General features: G+C 67.8%; 15 protein-coding genes. 4 read left to right on the top strand and 11 right to left on the bottom strand.

The genetic code is table 11. From position 1 onward, the window contains the following. Nucleotides 1-113 precede the first annotated feature (113 nt). From A9976_RS25585 to def, 6 genes are all read right to left on the bottom strand, one after another. Entirely contained in the window at nucleotides 114-1,307 is a 1,194-nt protein-coding gene (locus tag A9976_RS25585) for a phosphoglycerate kinase (protein WP_183021376.1), read from the bottom strand. A 192-nt stretch (nucleotides 1,308-1,499) separates the two neighbouring features. Continuing rightward, on the bottom strand, nucleotides 1,500-1,835 hold the full coding sequence (locus A9976_RS25590) for an AzlD domain-containing protein (protein WP_012202761.1): 336 nt from the start codon (nucleotides 1,833-1,835) through the stop codon (nucleotides 1,500-1,502). After that, the gene (locus A9976_RS25595; protein ID WP_012202762.1) at nucleotides 1,835-2,698 is read right to left on the bottom strand and encodes an AzlC family ABC transporter permease; all 864 of its coding nucleotides are present in this window, start codon (nucleotides 2,696-2,698) and stop codon (nucleotides 1,835-1,837) included. Before A9976_RS25595 ends, A9976_RS25590 begins: the two co-directional genes overlap by 1 nt. After that, nucleotides 2,695-3,678 carry a methionyl-tRNA formyltransferase gene (gene fmt / locus A9976_RS25600; protein WP_183021322.1) on the bottom strand — a complete coding sequence of 328 codons (984 nt, stop codon included), beginning with the start codon at nucleotides 3,676-3,678 and terminating at the stop codon, nucleotides 2,695-2,697. Before fmt ends, A9976_RS25595 begins: the two co-directional genes overlap by 4 nt. Before the next feature lie 36 nt (nucleotides 3,679-3,714). Beyond that, nucleotides 3,715-4,254, bottom strand: coding sequence for a hypothetical protein (locus A9976_RS25605; RefSeq protein WP_183021323.1), 540 nt, complete (start codon nucleotides 4,252-4,254; stop codon nucleotides 3,715-3,717). Next, nucleotides 4,251-4,763, bottom strand: coding sequence for a peptide deformylase (def, locus tag A9976_RS25610; RefSeq protein WP_012202765.1), 513 nt, complete (start codon nucleotides 4,761-4,763; stop codon nucleotides 4,251-4,253). Before def ends, A9976_RS25605 begins: the two co-directional genes overlap by 4 nt. A 199-nt stretch (nucleotides 4,764-4,962) precedes the next feature. On the opposite strand from def, the gene A9976_RS25615 reads away from it, so the two are divergent. Both A9976_RS25615 and dprA read left to right on the top strand, forming a co-directional pair. After that, the gene (locus A9976_RS25615) at nucleotides 4,963-6,168 is read left to right on the top strand and encodes a LysM peptidoglycan-binding domain-containing protein (RefSeq protein ID WP_183021324.1); all 1,206 of its coding nucleotides are present in this window, start codon (nucleotides 4,963-4,965) and stop codon (nucleotides 6,166-6,168) included. 25 nt (nucleotides 6,169-6,193) lie between these two features. Further along, nucleotides 6,194-7,411, top strand: coding sequence for a DNA-processing protein DprA (gene dprA, locus A9976_RS25620; RefSeq protein ID WP_183021325.1), 1,218 nt, complete (start codon nucleotides 6,194-6,196; stop codon nucleotides 7,409-7,411). 129 nt (nucleotides 7,412-7,540) lie between these two features. Here the strand turns inward: dprA and A9976_RS25625 are convergent, their stop codons facing one another. The 5 genes from A9976_RS25625 to A9976_RS25645 form a co-directional block, all read right to left on the bottom strand. Next, the gene (locus A9976_RS25625; RefSeq protein ID WP_183021326.1) at nucleotides 7,541-9,958 is read right to left on the bottom strand and encodes a DUF1631 family protein; all 2,418 of its coding nucleotides are present in this window, start codon (nucleotides 9,956-9,958) and stop codon (nucleotides 7,541-7,543) included. 39 nt (nucleotides 9,959-9,997) lie between these two features. Continuing rightward, complete coding sequence (secF, locus tag A9976_RS25630) at nucleotides 9,998-10,948, bottom strand: protein translocase subunit SecF (RefSeq protein ID WP_183021327.1); 951 nt, start codon at nucleotides 10,946-10,948, stop codon at nucleotides 9,998-10,000. 13 nt (nucleotides 10,949-10,961) lie between these two features. Beyond that, nucleotides 10,962-12,884 carry a protein translocase subunit SecD gene (gene secD / locus A9976_RS25635; RefSeq protein ID WP_183021328.1) on the bottom strand — a complete coding sequence of 641 codons (1,923 nt, stop codon included), beginning with the start codon at nucleotides 12,882-12,884 and terminating at the stop codon, nucleotides 10,962-10,964. 91 nt (nucleotides 12,885-12,975) lie between these two features. Then, the gene (gene yajC / locus A9976_RS25640) at nucleotides 12,976-13,311 is read right to left on the bottom strand and encodes a preprotein translocase subunit YajC (RefSeq protein WP_071957020.1); all 336 of its coding nucleotides are present in this window, start codon (nucleotides 13,309-13,311) and stop codon (nucleotides 12,976-12,978) included. 331 nt (nucleotides 13,312-13,642) lie between these two features. Continuing rightward, nucleotides 13,643-17,224: an indolepyruvate ferredoxin oxidoreductase family protein gene (locus tag A9976_RS25645; RefSeq protein ID WP_183021329.1), complete on the bottom strand. Its 3,582-nt coding sequence runs from the start codon at nucleotides 17,222-17,224 to the stop codon at nucleotides 13,643-13,645. A 188-nt stretch (nucleotides 17,225-17,412) separates the two neighbouring features. On the opposite strand from A9976_RS25645, the gene A9976_RS25650 reads away from it, so the two are divergent. Then, complete coding sequence (locus tag A9976_RS25650) at nucleotides 17,413-17,916, top strand: Lrp/AsnC family transcriptional regulator (RefSeq protein WP_016449368.1); 504 nt, start codon at nucleotides 17,413-17,415, stop codon at nucleotides 17,914-17,916. A 161-nt stretch (nucleotides 17,917-18,077) separates the two neighbouring features. Beyond that, nucleotides 18,078-19,838 carry an MFS transporter gene (locus A9976_RS25655; protein ID WP_183021330.1) on the top strand — a complete coding sequence of 587 codons (1,761 nt, stop codon included), beginning with the start codon at nucleotides 18,078-18,080 and terminating at the stop codon, nucleotides 19,836-19,838. Nucleotides 19,839-19,869 lie beyond the last annotated feature (31 nt).

Genomic DNA, 19,869 nt, shown 5'->3' on the forward strand with positions numbered 1-19,869 from the left:
TCCTCGGTGCGGGGCGCGCTGCGGCGGATTGCTGCAGCTGCGCAAAAGTGTCGATTGTGGCTTCGCCGCGAGGCACTGACAAGAAAGTGCCCCGTATCCGGATGTTGCCGTGCTCAGCCGTTGGCGCGCTTTTGCAGGATCTCGAAGGCAGGCAGGGTCTTGCCTTCCAGCACCTCCAGGAAGGCGCCGCCGCCCGTGGAGATGTAGCCCACCTTGTCCTCGATGCCGTACTTGGCGATGGCGGCCAGGGTGTCGCCGCCGCCGGCGATGCTGAAGGCGTCGGAGTCGGCGATCGCCTGGGCCACGACCTGGGTGCCGTTGGCGAACTGGTCGAACTCGAACACGCCCATGGGGCCGTTCCAGACGATGGTGCCGGCCTTGCGCAGTTGCTCGGCCAGGCGGGCGGCGGTCTCGGGGCCGATGTCCAGGATCATGTCGTCGTCAGCCACGTCGGCGGCCTTCTTGACGGTGGCGGGCGCGTCGGCCGCAAAGGTCTTGGAGACCACCACGTCGGTGGGAATCGGCACCTCGGCGCCGCGTGCGGCCATGGCGTCGATCACGGCGCGGGCCTCGCCGACCAGGTCGGCCTCGGCCAGGCTCTTGCCGATGTTCAGGCCCGCGGCCAGCATGAAGGTGTTGGCAATGCCGCCGCCCACGATGAGCTGGTCCACGTTCTTGGCCAGCGACTGCAGGATGGTCAGCTTGGTCGACACCTTGGAGCCGGCCACGATGGCGGCCAGCGGGCGGCGCGGGTTGGCCAGGGCCTTGGTGATGGCGTCGATCTCGGCCGACAGCAGGGGACCCGCGCAGGCAATGGGCGCGAACTGGGCGATGCCGTAGGTGGTTCCTTCGGCGCGGTGGGCAGTGCCGAAGGCGTCGTGCACGAAGATGTCGCACAGCGCGGCCAGCTTGCGGGCCAGTTCTTCCTTGTTCTTCTTCTCGCCCACGTTCACGCGGCAGTTCTCCAGCAGCACGACCTGGCCGGGCGCCACCTGCACGCCGTCCACCCAGTCGGCGACCAGGGGCACTTCGCGGCCCAGCAGCTCGCCCAGGCGGCGGGCCACGGGCGCCAGCGAATCGGCGGGCTTGAACTCGCCTTCGGTGGGGCGGCCCAGGTGGCTGGTCACCATCACGGCGGCGCCGGCCTTCAGTGCCATCTCGATGGCGGGCACGGAGGCGCGCACGCGCGTGTCCTCGGTGATCTCGCCGGCATCGTTCAGGGGCACGTTGAGGTCGGCGCGGATGAAGACGCGCTGGCCCTGGGCCTTGCCCTGGGCGCACAGATCGGAGAAACGGAGAATGTTCATGACGGCGGCGTTGCGATCGGTGGCGATCGCCATGGAATTGAAACGAAAAAGAGGTAAAGCGCGGCCATTGTAGGCGGCGCACCCGCCCTGGCAGCGGGCGTGCGCACCAGCGATCCGGGGCATCGGGAGCGCCTGTAATCCGGTTTCAGCCGGGGAGCCGGGCGCTCTCGGCCGCTCTGGGCCGCGCTACGCCTACCAGCCCAGGCCGATATGCAGTGGCAGATAGACCGCCATGCCGAGCGCGATCGTGCCCATGATGCTGCGCTTGTAAAAAAAATACATGACCGCGCAAGCCAGGGCCGGCAGGCGCGCATCGACCACGGTGGAGATCAGCCTGCCGTTGGTCATCACGATCTCGGGCGCAATCACGGCCGCCAGGGCTGCCAGCGGCGCGTACTTGAGGCCGCGCTTGAGCCATTGCGGCAAGGGCACTTCGCGCTCGGGAATCAGGAAGAAGGCGCGTGTGAACAGCGTGATGGCCGCCAGGCCCACGCAGGCCAGCCAGGGCCACAGCCAGGACAGATCCATCAGAGCGTCTCCTTTTCCTTGGTTTGCACGGGTCGGGCGTCTTCGTCCAGCGGCAGCCGGGCATGGCGCTCGCCGCGGGCTGTATCGGGCGGCAGAATCACCGGGCCTGGCTCCCCTTTTTCAGGCGCCTGCAGTGCGCGCAGGCGCTGCTGCAGCGTTTCTGCCAGCAGGCCTGCGGCCACGGCTGCAGCGATGGCCACGAGGATATTGAGCTTGAGCGGCAGCGCAAAGGCCGCCACGGCCGCGCTGGCCGCAACCACGCCTGCCACCCACGTGGCACGGTCGTTGAGCATGGACAGCAGCACGCCCATGAGAGCCAGCACGCCCGCAAAGCCCAGGCCCCAGGACAGCGGCACCTGGTCGGCCAGCAGGATGCCCAGCGTGGACGGGATCTGCCAGGCCAGCCAGTTGGTCGATGCGGCACCCCAGAAATAGGGCAGTTGCTCGGGCTGGGGCCGTGCATCGGGGTAGCGCTTCATGAAGCCCACGAAGATCACGTCGCCGCTGAAATAGGCGATGGCAAGGCGGTGGCGCAGGCGCAGGTGGGCAAAGTAGCTGCGCCACATGCTGCTGAGGATGACGAAGCGCAGGTTCACGCAGATGGCCGTGAACCAGACCACCCACATGGGCGCGCCCACGGCCATCAGCGGCAGCACGGCCAGCTGGGCGCTGCCGGCATAGACCAGCAGGCCCATGAACAGCGCCAGGGGCAGGGACATGCCGCTCTTGATCATGGCCACGCCCGTGACCAGGCCCCAGGCGCCTATGCCCAGCGCCGTGCCCGACATGTCGCGCACGCCGGTCATGAAGGCGGGATCGCGCGCAATGCCGCGTGCGCGCTCCACCAGGGGCTGCAGGTTCATGGCGTGCCGCCGCTGGCAGCACCGTCCAGAACGGCTCCTTCAGGCAGATCGAAGCCGCGCAGGAAATCGCCGGCCGCCAGCCGCTTGCCGCCTGCGCGCTGCAGCAGCGTCATGCACAGCACGCCATGGCCGCAGGCCACGCGCACGCCGTCGGCGCCCGCGGACAGCACGGTGCCGGGAGCTGCCGTCGCCACGGCGATGGCGGGGTCGGCATGAGCCTCCCAGACCTTGATGGCTTCATCGCCGTACTGCGTGGCGCCGCCCGGGAAGGGGTTGAAGGCGCGCAGGCGCCGGGCAATGGCCTCGGCATCCTGGCGCCAGTCGATCTGGCTTTCGGCCTTTTCGATCTTGTGCGCGTAGTTCACGCCCTCGGCGGGCTGGGGCGTGCGCGGCAGGCCGCCACAGGCGCTCATCTCCAGCGCCTCGACGATGAGGCGCCCGCCCAGGTCGGCCAGCTTGTCGTGCAGGCTGGCCGTGGTGTCTTCAGCGGTGATGGGCAGGCGCTCGACCAGGCACATGTCGCCCGTGTCCAGGCCGGCGTCCATCTGCATGATGGTGACGCCGGTCTCGGCATCGCCGGCCTCGATGGCGCGGTGGATGGGGGCGGCGCCGCGCCAGCGCGGCAGCAGGCTGGCGTGGATGTTCAGGCAGCCGCGCGGGGGCGTATCGAGCACCCACTGCGGCAGGATCAGCCCGTAGGCGGCCACGACCATGACATCGGCCTGGGCCGCTTCGATCGCGGCGCGGGCGGCGGCGGCCTCTTCGGGGTATTTGCCGTCCAGGCGCAGGCTGCGCGGCTGGGCCACGGCAATGCCGTGCTCCAGCGCGCACTGCTTGACGGGCGAGGCCTGCAGCTTCATGCCGCGCCCGGCGGGACGGTCGGGCTGGGTCAGCACCAGGGGGACGGTAAAGCCCGCGGCGAGCAGGCGTTCAAGGGCAACGCGCGCGAACTCGGGCGTGCCGGCAAAAATGACTCTCATGCAATCCAGTAGGGACGGTGGGGACGGTGTGCAGGCTCAGCGACGGTCGTCGTCGTTGAACACTTCGTCGGTGAACATCACGCGGCGCACCACGCCGGCGGGGTCGATATGCACATGGGCCTGGCGGCGAATGCCATTTTCCAGGATACGGTAGGTCCAGATGTCGCCATTGAAACTGTAGACCCTCTCGATCAGCGCAGGCGGGCCGAAGAGCTGGCGCACATTTTCCCGGGTGTCCTCGCCATTGCGCAGGGCGTGGAAGCGTTCGATGGTGAGCGCCTGCTCCACGCGCACCAGGCGCTGGTTGGCGTCGAAATCCATGTGGTAGACCTGCTGGCCCGCAGGCTGCCGGCTGTAGACCAGGCGCGTGCCGCCACCGTCCAGCGGCAGGCTCAGGGTCGGGCGGCCCATGGAGCGCTCGATCTCGGAGCGCGGCGTGCCGGGCTTTTGCCACTCGGGCACGGCGCAGCCGGCAAGCAGCAGGGACAAGGCCAGGGCCAGCAGCGCCCAGGCAACGAGGCCCGCGCCGTCCATCTTCCAGCGCGGCATGAAGCGAAGCGCTGGCAGGTGGGTCATGCGCGCTCGGCCTGTTTCTGCTGCTTGAGCAGCTTGGTCTTGATGCGGTTGCGCTTGAGCGGCGACAGGTACTCGACGAAGACCTTGCCCATCAGGTGGTCCATCTCGTGCTGGATGCAGATGGCCTTGAAGCCTTCGGCCTCGATGATGCGCTCGTTGCCGTTCTCGTCCAGGGCCTTGACCTTGATGGCGGTGGAGCGCTCGACGCCGTCGTAGATGCCGGGCACCGACAGGCAGCCTTCTTCGCCCAGCTGCGTTTCCTCGCTGGCCCAGAGCAGCTCCGGGTTGATCAGCGCAAAGGGCTCGTCTCGGCCTTCGGAGACATCGACCACGACCACGCGCTCGTGCACGTTCACCTGGGTGGCTGCCAGGCCCACGCCCTGGGCGTCGTACATGGTGGCGTACATATCCTGGACCAGCTGGCGAATGCGGTCATCGACCTTGGCAACCGGCTTGGCGACGGTGTGCAGGCGGGGGTCGGGATAGCAAAGAATGGGCAGAATGGACATGGCGTGGTCGGTGAATGTCGTTATTTTCGCCACTTTTCTGCCTGGGCGCAGCGGGACGACGCAATAAGCGTTGCCCTCTCATGGCCTTGCACGCAGAATCTTTGCTGATTTGTAAGACCTGTATGGCCGTTCATGACAAGATCGGCCGTGCCGCAGTGCCTAGGAGGGACGCTGCGTCAGCCACAAGAAGAGGAATTCCATGACTGCATTCGCCACAGCTCGTACCTGGACTGTCGCAACGGCCCTGATCGCTGCGTTCGCAGCGGCCCACGCGCAGCAGCTTCCGGTGACGGCATCGCAGCGCTCGGCCGCCCAGCAGGTGGCCCAGCAGGGCGTTCCCGTGGGCGAGCTGGCGCCCGATGCGCCCGACAGCTACACCGTCAAGCGCGGCGACACGCTGTGGGGCATCTCCGGCATGTACCTGCGCCGCCCCTGGCGCTGGCCCGAGCTGTGGGGCATGAACATGCAGGCCATCGCCAATCCCCACCTCATCTATCCGGGCCAGGTGCTGTACCTGGACAAGCGTGATGGCTATGCCCGCCTGAGCACGGCGCGTCCCATGGGCGACGGCGGCGAGCCCGGTGTGGTGCGCGTGTCTCCGAGCACGCGCAGCGAGTCGCTGGCGCAGGCGGCCCTGCCCACGCTGCAGCCCCATCTGATCGAGCCCTTCCTGGCCGAGCCGCTGGTGGTCGATGCCGAAATGCTGCTGCGGGCACCCCGCCTCATCGCCACCACGGACGAGCGCGTGCTCATGGCCAGCGGTGACCGCGCCTATGCACGCGGCACGGCCGAGGCGCCGCTGCGCAAGGGCGACGGCCTGCCGCGCCAGTACCGTGTCTTCCGCGATGCGGTGGCGCTCAAGGACCCCATCTCCGGCGAGGTGCTGGGCTACGAGGCCAAGTACCTGGGCCTGGCCGATCTCATCGAGGGCGAGACCTCGCTGGAGATCGTGGACGGCAAGGGCGAAAAGCACGAGCAGGCCTCTCCCGCCACGGTGGACCTGTCGCGCGCCAAGACCGAGATGCGTGCTGGCGACCGCCTGCTGCCCGCACCGGAGCGAACCTACATGAACTATGCGCCGCATGCGCCGCAGTCTGCCGTGAAGGCCCACGTGGTGTCCCTGTACGGCGACCAGGCCGTGCGCTGGGCAGCCAACAACCAGGTCATTGCCATCAACAAGGGTACGCAGGACGGCATGGACGTGGGCACGGTGCTGGAGCTGACCCGCCGTGGCGTGCGCATCGTGGACAAGACGGGCGACAAGAAGGAAGAGGTGCAGCTGCCCGACGAACGCAATGGCCACGCCATGGTGTTCCGCACCTTCGACCGCGTCTCCTACGCGCTGATCCTGGAGGCACGGCGCGGCGTCGAGGTGGGCGACAGCCTGACCTCGCCGGCTCCCTGAGCCCCAGCGGCCTGCCGGCAACGCCATGGCGGCCGCCTTGCAGTCCACCGACCGACTCGCTCCCGAGGAGCTGTCCGCCTGGCTTCGGCTGCTGCTGACGCCCGGCGTGGGCCGCACCACGGCGCGGCGCCTGCTGGCGGCCTGCGGTGGCGCGCAGAACATCTGGAGCGGCCCTCCAGCCGCCTGGCACGGCCTGGTGACGGCGGCGCAGGCCCATTCGCTGCAGACCGTGCCCCAGCGCCTGGAGCAGCTTGTGGCGGCCACGGCGCAATGGCTGGACCAGCCCGCTTCCGGGCAGTTGCATGCCGTGCTTGCGCTGGGCCATCCCCAGTATCCGCAGGCGCTGCTGCAGACCGAAGATCCGCCGCTGCTGCTGCATGTGCAGGGCAGCGAGCGCTGCATGGCAGGGCCGGGGCCCTGGTTCCCCTATCCACAGTCCCTGGCCATGGTCGGCAGCCGCGGGCCGACGGTCCAGGGCGCGGCCAATGCGCGCGCCATGGCGCAGGCGCTGGCCGAGGCCGGCCTGTGCATCGTGTCCGGACTGGCGCAGGGCGTGGATGGCGCTGCCCATGAGGGCGCACTGCGCGCGGTGCTTCGCACGGGCGCCCAGGCGGCGCCCGTCACCATTGCCGTCGTGGGCACGGGCCTGGACCAGGTCTATCCACGGCGCCACATCGGCCTGGCCCGCGAAGTGGCCAGCCATGGGCTGATCGTCAGCGAGTATCCGCTGGGCACCGGCCCCATGGCCGCGCACTTTCCGCAGCGCAACCGCATCATTGCGGGCCTGTCGCAGGGCACGCTGGTGGTCGAGGCGGCCCTGCAATCGGGCTCGCTGATCACGGCAAGGCTGGCCAGCGAACAGGGCCGCGAGGTCTTTGCCATCCCGGGCTCCATCCACGCGCCCCAGTCGCGCGGCTGCCATGCGCTGCTGCGCCAGGGCGCCAAGCTCGTGGAAACGGCGCAGGACGTGCTCGATGAGCTGCAGGGCACGGCCGTGCGCCTGCCGCTTGCCAAGCCCGTACCGGCAGCAGCGGCGGCAGCGGCCGCTGTCCAGTCCGCCCAGGACCATGAGAACGACGCCACCCTGCGTGCCCTGGCCCACGACCCGTTGTCGCTGGACGAGCTCATGGACCGCACAGGCATGGATGCCGCAGCCCTGCAGGCCCACCTGCTGGAGCTGGAACTGGAAGGCCGCGTGGAGCGCCTGCCCGGCGGCCTGTTCCAGCGCCTGGCCCAGGCCTGATCTCAAAAACTGGCGCGTCCCCAAGCGGGAGATGCCGAGCAAGAGCCGCCTCGCGGTGGGGGCGCCTAGCCGATGGCATCGTCCCCCTCCCCCGCGAAGCGGGTAGAGAGGGGGAAGGCGCGTAGCGCCTCAGGGGGAGCTTAGCCTTTCAGGGTTCGCCTGAATCTTCTCCAGCGCATCGCGCGTCGCGCGCACGGTGAGCGCCTCTTCGTCATGCACGGACAGCAGGCCGGACTGCAGGTAGGAGGCCATGCGCCGCAGCTGCAGCAGGTGGCAGGTGCCATCGAGCGCGGCGAACAGGTGCAGCTGCTTGCGGCGGCTGCGCCAGGTGTATTGCACCTGGATGCGCGCGCCGTTGTGGTCCAGCGTGAACCAGCGGCCCGGTTCCAGCGAGGCGGCCCATTCCAGCATCACCGGTTCCACGGGCGTGTTCGTGCTCGGTATGACGTTGAGGCCGGCCGTGTCCACGCCCAGGATCATCTCGATGTTCTCGGGCGACAGCGGCATGTCCTCGTCGAGCATGCCGTCTTCATTGATGTACTGCTCCAGATGGGCCAGCCGCTGCGCCATGGCCTCGATGCGGGCCGGGGCGATCGTGGCGGTCTTGGAGACAAAGGCCTCGGCCAGCGTGTCGGTGACCAGCTTGATGCGCGTGGACTGGGCATCGCCCGTGATGCCGATCAGGGCCAGCCCTTCGCGCAGGGTTTGTAAAAGCGTAGGCAGCGTCTGGATCACGCGCGAGCGCTCCTGGCGCGTGGGCTTGGCGCTGGCGGCCCAGACCAGTTCGCTGGCGGCCTGCTTGAAGCGCATGGTGCGCGCGTCCTTGGCGCCGTGGCGCACGGCGGCCAGGGCCAGCACCTCGGTCCAGGTCTTGAACAGGAACTCGCGGATCTCTTCGCGCACCGGCATGTCGGTGAGCAGGTGGCGCAGCTCGATCGTGTATTGGATGGCCAGGGTTTCCTTTTGCTCCACCTGCTGGGCCACGCTGACGATCTTGGCCTTGTCCTGCGACTGGGTCAGGTAGCGCGCCAGGAAGTCCTCGAACTCGCGCCGCACCAGCACAAAGACCTTCTGGCCGGTTTCGGGATACTGCTCGATGACCTGGACGATGCGCCGGATCTCCGACTCCAGCGCGCTGCCGCTGATGCTGGAGGCGTCGAACCCCATCACGCACGAACCCAGGCGGTCGATCAGCAGCCGGGCCGGGTGGCGCAGGTTGCTGAAGAATTCCGGCTCGGCCAGCGCCACGCGCAGCACGGGCACCTGCAGCCGGGCAAACCAGACGCGCACCGACGGCGGAATGCGGTCCTCGGTCAGGATGGCCTGGAACATCAGGGCCACGATCTCGATGGTGGCCTTTTCACCCGAGGTGGTGGCCTTGCGCTTGAGCTCGGCCGAGCGCTCGCGCACCTGGCCCACCAATTGGCCGATGGCGGCTGGGCTGACATCGATGTGCAGCGTGGTCAGTCCCTGGGCCAGCATCTGCTGGTACTGCGTCTGGGCCACGACGCGCTGCTCCAGCAGGGCCTGGGTCAGCGCGGCCGATGCGGGGGCCTGCTGCAGGCCCCCGCCCACGCCGCCCACGCCAGGCACCAGGCCCGGCACGCCCACGCCCGGCTGCATGAGCAGGCGGCGCAATTGGCCCACGACTTCATGGGCGCGGTGGCGTGCGCGCGAAAGTGTTGTCAGGCCCACGGGCATCTGGCCCTGGGGCAGCGCTACGTTGGGCAGATAGGAGGCGGCAGCGCCCGGCACGCCGCCCATCTGCGTGGGCGCATAGGCCGAGGAAGGCTGCGAGGTCGAGGTGGCCTGCAAGATCGAGGCATGCGACGTGGCCGGACCCAGGCCCATGGCGCGCGTGGAGTGGCCCCCCTCGGTGCGCCGCACCCGCATGGCGACGTCCTGCGAACGGGTGACGCCCTGGCCGTCCAGCAACAGGTGGGCCTCCTGGTATCCGGCCACCAGCAGCGGCGCCAGGGCTGTCTGCAGCAGATCCATCACGCGCTGCAGATCGCCGCGCTGCAGGCCGCTGGCGAGCCACTGCTCGACCAGATGGCGGCACACGGACTCGCTGCGCAGAATGTCGTTGGATGGCAGTTCCTGGTTTTCGATGGCCTGCATGCGCAGGCGCAGCGTATCGAAGACGGGGGCCGTGGTTTCCCCCATGGCCAGCGCCATGCGGGAGGCCAGGATCTTGTTCTCCACCACATCGTCGCTGAGCAGCTCGAACTGCAGCGCCCCGCGCTGCGGCACCGGAGCAGCCGCAGCCGCCGCCTTGGCTGGCTGCAGGGAGCCCTGCAGCGCCTGCATGCAGGCATTCAGCCAGGCCGCCTGGTGCTGGCGGTAGCTGGACCAGGCCTCGCGACGCTCCTGCATTTCACGTGCGGTGCCCACGGCCTGGGCCTGTTGTTCCATCTGGGCCAGCAACTGCCGGGCCACGCCGGGCAGGCCCTTGCACAGTCCACGCACCCAATGCAAACGCGCCTGCTGTCCCAGTGAAGACTGGGTGCCAGCAGGCGCGTTGGAAGGGGTGGGCAGGGAGGGCATGCCCGCGAGTGTAAGCCGGTACAGGGCTAAAACATCTGCTTACACGGTGGCGCCGGCGTTGGGGTCGTTGGGGTCCGTGGAGGCCTTGGGCGCCTTGATCAGATCCTCGCGCTTGACGCCCAGCCACATGGCGATGGCGGCGGCCACGAAGACCGAGGAATAGATGCCGAACAGGATGCCGATGGTCAGCGCCAGCGCGAAGTAATGCAGGCTGGGGCCACCGAAGAAGAACATGGACAGCACCATGGCCTCGGTGGAGGCGTGGGTGATGATGGTGCGGCTCATGGTGCTGGTGATGGCGTGGTCGATCACCTCGGTGGTGCTGAGCTTGCGGAACTTGCGGAAGGCTTCGCGGATACGGTCGAAGATCACCACCGACTCGTTGACCGAGTAGCCCAGCACGGCCAGCACGCCGGCCAGCACGGACAGCGAGAACTCCCACTGGAAGAACGCGAAGAAGCCCAGGATGATGACCACGTCGTGAAGGTTGGCGATCACGGCGGCCACGCCGAACTTCCACTCGAAGCGCATGGCCAGGTAGATCACGATGCCCAGCACCACGAAGCCCAGGGCCATCAGGCCGTTGTGCATGAGCTCGTCGCCCACCTGCGGGCCCACGAACTCGGTGCGGCGCAGCGTGACTTCGGCGTCTTCCTTCTTGAGCGCCGTGAGCACCTGCTCGCTTTGCTGTGCAGAGGACACGTCCTTTTGCACGGGCAGGCGGATCATCACGTCGCGCGATGTGCCGAAGTTCTGCACCGTGACGTCGCTGTAGCCCAGCTTGGAGACGGTATCGCGCACCTTGGCGATGTCGGCGGTCTGGGTATAGGCCACCTCCATCACGGTGCCGCCCGTGAACTCCACGGACAGGTGCAGGCCGCGCGTGAGCAGGAAGAACACGGCCAGCGCGAAGGTGATGAAGGAGATCGCGTTGAGGATCAACGCGTACTTCATGAAGGGGATGTCTTTGCGGATGCGGAAGAACTCCATGGTCTTCCCCCTTTCAGTTGTTGGCGCCGGAATCGGCGGGGCTGGCGCCCTTGGTGGCCACCGAGCGCAGCTGGCTGGTGTCTTCAGGCTTCCAGACCTGGCCGATGGAGATGCTCTTGAGCTTCTTGCGGCGGCCGTACCAGAGGTTGACCAGGCCGCGCGAGAAGAACACGGCCGAGAACATGCTGGTCAGGATGCCGATGCAGTGCACCACGGCAAAGCCGCGCACCGGGCCGGAGCCGAAGGCCAGCAGCGCCAGGCCCGCGATCAGCGTGGTCACGTTCGAGTCCAGGATGGTGTGCCAGGCGTTCTCGTAGCCCGCGTGGATGGCGGCCTGCGGCGAGGCGCCGCCGCGCAGTTCCTCGCGGATGCGCTCGTTGATCAGCACGTTGGAGTCGATGGCCACGCCCAGCGCCAGCGCCATGGCGGCGATGCCGGGCAGGGTCAGCGTGGCCTGCAGCATGGACAGGATGGCCAGCAGCAGCAGCACGTTGACCGACAGGGCCACCGTGGAGATCACGCCGAACAGCATGTAGTACACGCACATGAAGGCCGCGATGGCCACCAGGCCCCAGACCACGGAGTGGATGCCGCGGTTGATGTTGTCGGCGCCCAGGCTGGGGCCGATGGTGTATTCCTCGATGATCTCCATGGGCGCGGCCAGGGAGCCGGCGCGCAGCAGCAGGGCCGTGTCGTTGGCTTCCGCCGTGGTCATGCGGCCCGAGATCTGCACGCGTCCGCCACCGATCTCGGTGCGGATCACGGGAGCCGTCACGACCTCGCCCTTGCCCTTTTCGAACAGGATGATGGCCATGCGCTTGCCCACGTTCTCACGCGTGATGTCCTTGAAGATGCGCGCGCCCTTGGCATCGAGCACCAGGTTGACCGTGGGTTCCTGGGTCTGGCTGTCGAAGCCGGGCTGTGCGTCGGTGAGGTTCTCGCCGGTCAGCACGACCTGCTTTTGCACGATCACGGCCTGGGCGTTGCGGTCCAGGTAGCGCTCGGAGCCGAAGGGCACTGGGCCCGAGCCCAGCTCGGCGCCGCGCGCCTCGGAGGATTCGTCCACCAGGCGCACTTCCAGCGTGGCCGTGCGGCCCAGGATGTCCTTGGCCTTGGCCGTGTCCTGCACGCCGGGCAGCTGGACGATGATGCGGTCCAGACCCTGCTGCTGGATCACGGGCTCGGCCACGCCCAGCTCGTTGATACGGTTGTGCAGTGTGACGATGTTCTGCTTGAGCGCCTGCTCCTGCACCTTGCGCAGGGCTTCGGGCTTGATGGAGGCAAGCAGCTTGAAGCCGGCGCCATCAGGCTCGGAGGTGGCTGCCAGATCGGGGAACTGGTCGGTGACCAGATTGCGTGCGGCCGTGAGCATGGCTTCGTCGCGCACGCGGATCTCGACCGTGTTGCCGTTGCGCGAGACGCCGCCGTGGCGGATGTTCTTGTCGCGCAGCGAGGTGCGCAGGTCGCCGGCAAAGGAGTCGGCCTTCTTGGTCAGGGCCGCAGCCATGTCCACCTGCAGCATGAAGTGCACGCCACCGCGCAGGTCCAGGCCCAGGTACATGGGCTTGGCGCCGACGGCCGTGAGCCACTGCGGCGAGCGCGACACCAGGTTCAGCGCCACGATGTAGGCCGGGTCGTTGGCATCGGGGATCAGGGCCTTCTGGATCACGTCCTTGGCCTTGAGCTGCTCGTCGGGCGTGTTGAAGCGCGCCCGCACCGAGGTGCCCTCGATGGTCAGCACATCGGGCTTGACATCGGCAGCCTTCAGGGCCTCCTCGACCCTGTGCAGCACCGCGTTGTCCACCTTGACGGTGGCCTTGGCCGAGGAGACCTGCACGGCAGGCGCCTCACCGAAAAAATTGGGCAGGGTGTAGAGCACCCCCACCAGCAGCGCGATCACGATGATCGCGTACTTCCAGACCGGATATCGGTTCATGATCGCGCTCTTCGCTCTTTGTAGACAGCAACGCACAAAAGGGTGTGCTGCCGCCTGCGCGGTCCGCACACCCGCAAGACAGGGACAGCGCTTACTTCAGCGTGTCCTTGGGCAGCACCTGTACGACGGCGCTGCGCTGGATCTGGACTTCCACGCCCGAGGCGATCTCGATGTGCAGGAATTGCTCGGACATGCGCGTCACGCGGCCGATGATGCCGCCGGCCGTTGCCACTTCGTCGCCCTTGGCCAGTGCCTCGATCATGGAGCGATGCTCCTTCTGGCGCTTCATCTGCGGACGGATCATCACGAAGTACAGCACCACGAACATCAGCGCCAGCGGTGCCATGCCGTACAGCTGCGACATGAAGTCGCCACCGGAGGCTGCTGCTGCGGGTGCGGTCTGGGCAAAAGCGGAAGAAATAAACACGGGCAAGACTCCAGGATTGGAAGGTCGAAAAAGGGTCGCTGCGCACGCCGTATGCACGGGCCCGCGCAGGAGAACGGAGCATTGTATGCGTCAGCCCTGACCCACATGGGCTGCCAGGAACTGGCGGCTGCGGGTTTTTCGGCGACGATGGCTGCAACTGGCTGCCATCTGCCGTTTTTAAAGGGGTGGAGCGCGGTTTTTCGTGATTTTTGCGCCCGGCTTGACGGTCCATGGAACGGACCCTGACGGAGCCGCGCCGCCCACACCTTGCGGTGCGGGCGGCGGCCGCGATCTTACAGGAGGCCCCTGGAGCGGGGCGGTCCGTGTGGTTTCAGGCGACACCGACAGCGGGCTTGTCCGTGCTGCCCGCTCCCCGTGATGGTGCGTTCCAGCGTGCCATCAGCGCCTTCCACTTGATGCGGGCCGCTGCCAGGTTGCGCTCCTTGACATGGCCGTAGCCGCGGATGTCCTCGGGAATGCTGGCGATCTCCACGGCCAGCGCCAGGCGCTCGGGCGTGAGTTCGGCCAGCAGGCCTTCGATGCACTGGCGGTATTCCTGGATCAGGGCACGCTCGGTGCGGCGCTCCTCGGTGCGGCCGAAGGGGTCCAGCGCCGTGCCGCGCAGGCCCTTCATCTTCGCCAGCACTTCCATGGCCTTGCGCATCCAGGGACCATAGGACTTCTTGACCAGATGACCGTGCTCATCCTTGCCGGCCGAGGAGGGAGGGGCCAGGTGGTGGACCACGCGGTAGTCGCCCTCGAACATGCCGGCGATGCGCTGGCTGAAGGCCGCATCGGTGTGCAGGCGCGCGACCTCGTACTCATCCTTGTAGGCCATGAGTTTGAACAGATAGCGGGCCACGGCTTCCGACAGGCGCGTGCCGGAGCCCGACACGCCGCGCTCGGCGGCATGGACCTTGTCGACGAAGGCCTGGTACTCGGCCGCATAGCCGGCGTTCTGGTAGCCCGTGAGGAAGTCCACGCGCTTGGCCGCCATCTCGGTCAGCGAGGGCTTCTTGACGAACTGGATCACCTGGGCCGTCTGGAACAGGGCACGCACGGCGGCCAGGTCATGGGCGCAGCGGCGGCCCCACTCGAAGGCGGCCTTGTTGTTGTCGGCCTGCACGCCGTTGAGTTCGATGGCGCGCATCAGCGCCGCATGCGACAGCGGCACGCGGCCCTTTTGCCAGGCGTAGCCCAGGATCAGCGGGTTGGTGTAGATGCTGTCGCCCAGCAGCTGCACGGCCACCTGCTCGGCGTCGAAGCTGCCCAGCAGCTCGGGGCCCACGGCCTGGGCCAGGGCGCTGGCGCAGCGGTCGTCCGGTGCCTGCCAGTCAGGGTTGGTGACGAAGGCTGCCGTGGGCGAGCCGTGGCTGTTGAGCGCCACGAAGGTGCGGCCCGGCTGCATCACGGACATGGTGGTCGGCGTGGCCGTGACGATGGGGTCGCAGCCGATCACCAGGTCGGCCTTGGCCATGTCCACCTTGGTGGTGTAGATGGCCTCGGGACGGTTGGCGATCTGGATGTGGCTCCAGGTGGAGCCACCCTTTTGCGCCAGTCCGGCCGCGTCCTGGGTGATCACGCCCTTGCCCTCCAGGTGGGCGGCCATGCCCAGCAGCGAGCCGATGGTGATCACGCCCGTGCCGCCGACGCCGGCCACGACGATGCCCCAGGCCTGCTCGGCCACCGGCAGCACGGGCTCCGGGATGGCGGGCAGCACGGACAGGTCGCCCTTCTTCTCCTTCTTGGGCTTCTTGAGCTGTCCGCCTTCGATGGTGACGAAGCTGGGGCAAAAGCCCTTCACGCAGGAGTAGTCCTTGTTGCAGGTGTTCTGGTTGATGCGGCGCTTGCGGCCGAACTCGGTCTCCACCGGTTCGACCGACAGGCAGTTGGACTGCACCGAGCAGTCGCCGCAGCCCTCGCAGACCAATTCGTTGATGACCACGGTCTTGTCGGGCGTGGCCAGCGTGCCGCGTTTGCGGCGACGGCGCTTTTCGGTGGCGCAGGTCTGGTCGTAGATGATGGCCGTGCAGCCCTTGAGGGTGCGGAACTCGCGCTGGATGCGGTCCAGCTCGTCGCGATGGTGCACGGTCACGCCCTCGGCCAGCGCCACGCCGTCGTACTTGGCGGGCTCGTCGGTGACGATGACCAGTTTGGCCACGCCCTCGGACTTGAGGCTGTTCATGATCTGCAGCACCGAGTGGCCCTCGGGCCGCTCGCCCACGCGCTGGCCGCCGGTCATGGCAACCGCATCGTTGTACAGCAGCTTGTAGGTGATGTTCACGCCGGCCGCGATGCTCTGGCGTATCGCCAGCAGGCCGCTGTGGAAGTAGGTGCCGTCGCCCAGGTTGGCGAAGACATGGGCGTCCTTGGTGAAGGGCGCCTGGCCGACCCAGGTCACGCCCTCGCCGCCCATCTGCGTGAAGGTGCTGGTGGAGCGGTCCATCCACACCGTCATGTAGTGGCAGCCGATGCCGGCCACGGCGCGGCTGCCCTCGGGCACGCGGGTGCTGGTGTTGTGCGGGCAGCCGCTGCAAAACCATGGCACGCGGTCGCCCGTGGGCTGGCTCTGGGCAGCCTTGAGCGCGGCCTCGCGGGCGTCCAGCACGGCAATGCGCTCATGCATGCGCTGGGCGATGTGTTCGGGCACGCCGATCTTGGTCAGGCGCTGGACGATGGCGCGTGCGATGAGGGCCGGCGTCAGGTCGGCATTGGGGCGAAGCAGCCAGTCCTGGCTGGGATTGGGCACCGACCATTCGCCGCCGTGCTCATCGCTGAACTTGCCGACCACGTTGGGCCGCACGTCGGAGCGCCAGTTGTACAGCTCTTCCTTGATCTGGTATTCGATGACCTGGCGCTTTTCCTCCACCACCAGGATTTCCTGCAGGCCGCGCGCGAAGTCGCGCGTGATGGTGGCCTCCAGCGGCCAGACCACGTTGACCTTGTGCACGCGTATGCCCAGCTGGCGGCAGGTGTCGTCGTCCAGGCCCAGGTCGGCCAGGGCCTGGCGCATGTCGTTGTAGGCCTTGCCGCTGGCGATCAGGCCGAAGCGGTCGTTGGGGCCGTCGATCACGTTGTGGTTGAGCCGGTTGGCGCGCACATAGGCCAGGGCGGCATACCATTTGTAGTTCATCAGCCGCTGCTCCTGCTCCAGCGGCGCATCGGGCCAGCGGATGTGCAGGCCGCCGGGCGGCATCTGGAAGTCCTCGGGCAGGATGATGTTCACGCGGTCCGGCTCCACCGACACGCTGGCCGAGGACTCCACCACCTCCTGGATGGTCTTCATGCCCGACCACAGGCCCGAGAAGCGGCTCATGGCAAAGGCATGCAGCCCCATGTCCAGGATGTCCTGCACATTGCTGGGAAAGAACACCGGCGTGCCGCAGGCCTTGAAGATGTGGTCGCTCTGGTGGGCGGCCGTGCTGCTCTTGCTGATGTGGTCGTCGCCGGCCAGCGCGATCACGCCGCCGTGCCTGGCCGTGCCCGCCATGTTGGCGTGCTTGAACACGTCGGAGCAGCGGTCCACGCCCGGGCCCTTGCCGTACCACAGGCCGAAGACGCCGTCGAACTTCTTGGTCTCGGGGTAGAGATCCAGTTGCTGCGTGCCCCAGACGGCCGTGGCGCCCAGTTCTTCATTGACGCCGGGCTGGAAGACGATGTTGTTGGATTCGAGGTGCTTTTTCGCGGCCCATAGCGCCTGGTCATAGCCGCCCAGCGGGGAGCCCCGGTAGCCGCTGATGAAGCCTGCGGTATTCAGCCCGGCTGCAGCGTCGCGCTGGCGCTGCAGCATGGGCAGGCGCACCAGGGCCTGTACTCCGCTCATGAACGCACGGCCGTGCTGCAGAGCGTATTTGTCGTCGAGAGTGACCGTCTCCAGGGCGCGGCGCACGTCTTCGGGCAGTGGGGCATTCATGGCTTGTCTCCATCGATGGTCGGCGCCCTGTCATGTCCTGCCCGGAACGGGAAAGAGTCATGCACGGCACTCGTTGTCTGAACCAAATCGCCTTTTTTCAGTGTATTCGTGCTCGTCTGATAGGTCTTTGCTTTCTTTGCGCTGTTTCAAGTATTCTTGGCAAGAATCTTTCTTGAAAACGGTGTTTCGTGCAAACTTTGGACAAATTCGACATTGCCATCCTCGGCCACCTGCAGGCCGATGCGCGCCTGACCAATGCCGAGCTGGCCCAGCGCGTGGGCCTGTCGGCCGCGCCCTGCTGGCGCCGGGTGCGGGCGCTGGAGGAGGCGGGCTTCATCCGCGGATACCACGCCGACATCGACCGCCACAAGATCGGCCTGGGCGTGCTGGCCTTCGTGAGGCTGGACGCCGTGCGCACGGCCGGCACGCTGACGCTGGAGATGGAGGACGCCATCCGCAAGCTGCCCGAGGTGGTCACCTGCCACTACATCAGCGGCACCGGCACCTTCGAGCTGCAGGTGGTGGCGCGCGACCTGGACAGCTTTGCGCAGTTCGCGCGCAACACGCTGCTGAACCTGCCCAATGTGAAGGACATGCAGACCAGTTTCTCGCTGGGCGAGATCAAGTCCAGCCATGCGCTGCCCCTGTCCCAGCTGGGGCCCATGGCGGGCCAGGGACTGCCGGGCCAGTAGCGGCGGGCCTGCGAGCCGGCCGATGAAGGTCGCGCCGAAGCGACAGTGTGCTCCTGCAAAAGGAGCGAAAAACGCCTGCCGTGCAAGGCGGTGAGCGTGGTTCTTAGTGCAACAACCATTTCTGGCGCCACCCCCGCGTTTGGGCCGAGAATCAGGGGCACATGGCCGCAGAACAAACAACACCAGTCCCCGCCCAGCCGCCTGCCTCTGAATCCGAGCCTTCCACCCAGCCTCCGGCCGAGCCCTCGGGCATGGGGGCGCCGGGCACCCTGATCGAAGACCCGTCGGGCATGACGGCCGCCGACAAGGCGGCTGCCGAGGCCGAAGGCCAGAAGACGGCCCAGGCCCAGCAGGGCGTCTGGGCGCCTCTGTCCGGCCCCACCTTCCGCATGCTCTGGCTGATCTGGATGGCGGCCAACACCTGCATGTGGATGAACGATGTGGCGGCGGCCTGGCTCATGACCTCGCTGACCACCTCGCCCGTGCTGGTGGCCCTGGTGCAATCGGCCTCCACGCTGCCCGTCTTCCTGCTGGGCCTGCCCAGCGGCGCGCTGGCCGATATCCTGGACCGGCGCCGCTACTTCATCGTCACCCAGTTCTGGGTGGCGGCCGTGGCCCTGGTGCTGTGCCTGTTCGTGCTGTCCGGCCGGATGACGGCGCACTGGCTGCTGGTGCTGACCTTTGCCAACGGCATCGGCCTGGCCATGCGCTGGCCCGTGTTCTCGGCGCTGATTCCCGAACTCGTGCCCAAGCACCACCTGCCTTCGGCCATGGCGCTCAATGCCGTGGCCATGAACGCATCGCGCATCATCGGCCCCCTGGTGGCGGGCGCCATCATCGCCAGCCTGGGCAGCGCCTGGGTGTTCGTGCTGAACGCCGTGCTGTCCATTCTCTCGGGCATCGTGCTGATCCGCTGGAAGCGCCGCCATGTGGCCAACCCGCTGGGCCGCGAGCGCCTGCCCTCGGCCATGCGCGTGGGCCTGCAGTTCGTGCGCGAGTCGCCCCGCATGCATGCGGTGCTGGCGCGCACGGTGTGCTTCTTCCTGCAGTGCACGGCCGTGATGGCCTTGCTGCCCCTGGTGGCCCAGCGCCTGCACGGCCCCACCGAGGGCGGGGGCGGTGCCGAGACCTTCACGCTGCTGCTGGCCTCCATGGGTGCGGGCGCCATCGTGGGCGCCATGTTCCTGCCGCGCCTGCGCCAGGCCATGTCCAAGGAAAGTCTGATCCGGTCGGGCTCGGCCGTGCATGCGCTGGCCACGCTGGCCGTGGCCCTGTCGCCCAATGTGTACATGGCCGTGCCGGCCATGATGCTGGCCGGCATGGCGCTGATCTCCACCGCCAACGTGCTGGGCGTCTCGGCCCAGATGGCCCTGCCCAACTGGGTGCGGGCGCGCGGCATGTCCATCTACCAGATGTCCATCATGGGTGGCACGGCGGCGGGCGCCGCGCTCTGGGGCCAGGTGGCCAGCATGGTGGGCGTGCGAGGCAGCCTCATGGTGGCAGCCGCCAGCGGCGTGGCCTGCATGCTGCTGGTGCAGCGCCTGGTGCGCGACCGCCAGATCGAGGAGGACCTGAGCCCCTCAAAGGCCTTCCAGCGCCCCGAGGTCAACATCCCCGAAGCCGGCCGCGTGGTCGTCACCATCGAGTACCAGATCGACCCCACCCAGGCCGAGGCCTTCCGCGCCCTCATGCAGGAAAGCCGCCGCAGCCGCATGCGCCAGGGCGCGCTGGGCTGGAGCCTGCTGCACAGCATGAGCCACCCCGAGCGCTATGTGGAGCAGATCGTCGACGAATCCTGGACCGAGCACCTGCGCCGCTTCGACCGCGTCACCGCTGCCGACGTGGCCCTGCGCGACCGCAAGCTGGCCTATCACAAGGGCAAGGAGCCGCCGCGCGTCACGAGGTACTTCGATACCCCCTGAGGCGCTGCGCGCCTTCCCCCTGAGGGGGACG

The sequence above is a fragment of the Delftia sp. UME58 genome (assembly GCF_014170385.1).
GTDB lineage: Bacteria > Pseudomonadota > Gammaproteobacteria > Burkholderiales > Burkholderiaceae_C > Comamonas > Comamonas acidovorans.

What these genes read in the sequence shown, in the direction of transcription:
- A9976_RS25585 (WP_183021376.1), bottom strand. Translation starts at nt 1,307, where the DNA reads ATGAACATTCTCCGTTTCTCCGATCTGTGCGCCCAGGGCAAGGCCCAG.
- A9976_RS25590 (WP_012202761.1), bottom strand. Translation starts at nt 1,835, where the DNA reads ATGGATCTGTCCTGGCTGTGGCCCTGGCTGGCCTGCGTGGGCCTGGCG.
- A9976_RS25595 (WP_012202762.1), bottom strand. Translation starts at nt 2,698, where the DNA reads ATGAACCTGCAGCCCCTGGTGGAGCGCGCACGCGGCATTGCGCGCGAT.
- fmt (WP_183021322.1), bottom strand. Translation starts at nt 3,678, where the DNA reads ATGAGAGTCATTTTTGCCGGCACGCCCGAGTTCGCGCGCGTTGCCCTT.
- A9976_RS25605 (WP_183021323.1), bottom strand. Translation starts at nt 4,254, where the DNA reads ATGACCCACCTGCCAGCGCTTCGCTTCATGCCGCGCTGGAAGATGGAC.
- def (WP_012202765.1), bottom strand. Translation starts at nt 4,763, where the DNA reads ATGTCCATTCTGCCCATTCTTTGCTATCCCGACCCCCGCCTGCACACC.
- A9976_RS25615 (WP_183021324.1), top strand. Translation starts at nt 4,963, where the DNA reads ATGACTGCATTCGCCACAGCTCGTACCTGGACTGTCGCAACGGCCCTG.
- dprA (WP_183021325.1), top strand. Translation starts at nt 6,194, where the DNA reads ATGGCGGCCGCCTTGCAGTCCACCGACCGACTCGCTCCCGAGGAGCTG.
- A9976_RS25625 (WP_183021326.1), bottom strand. Translation starts at nt 9,958, where the DNA reads ATGCCCTCCCTGCCCACCCCTTCCAACGCGCCTGCTGGCACCCAGTCT.
- secF (WP_183021327.1), bottom strand. Translation starts at nt 10,948, where the DNA reads ATGGAGTTCTTCCGCATCCGCAAAGACATCCCCTTCATGAAGTACGCG.
- secD (WP_183021328.1), bottom strand. Translation starts at nt 12,884, where the DNA reads ATGAACCGATATCCGGTCTGGAAGTACGCGATCATCGTGATCGCGCTG.
- A9976_RS25645 (WP_183021329.1), bottom strand. Translation starts at nt 17,224, where the DNA reads ATGAATGCCCCACTGCCCGAAGACGTGCGCCGCGCCCTGGAGACGGTC.
- A9976_RS25655 (WP_183021330.1), top strand. Translation starts at nt 18,078, where the DNA reads ATGGCCGCAGAACAAACAACACCAGTCCCCGCCCAGCCGCCTGCCTCT.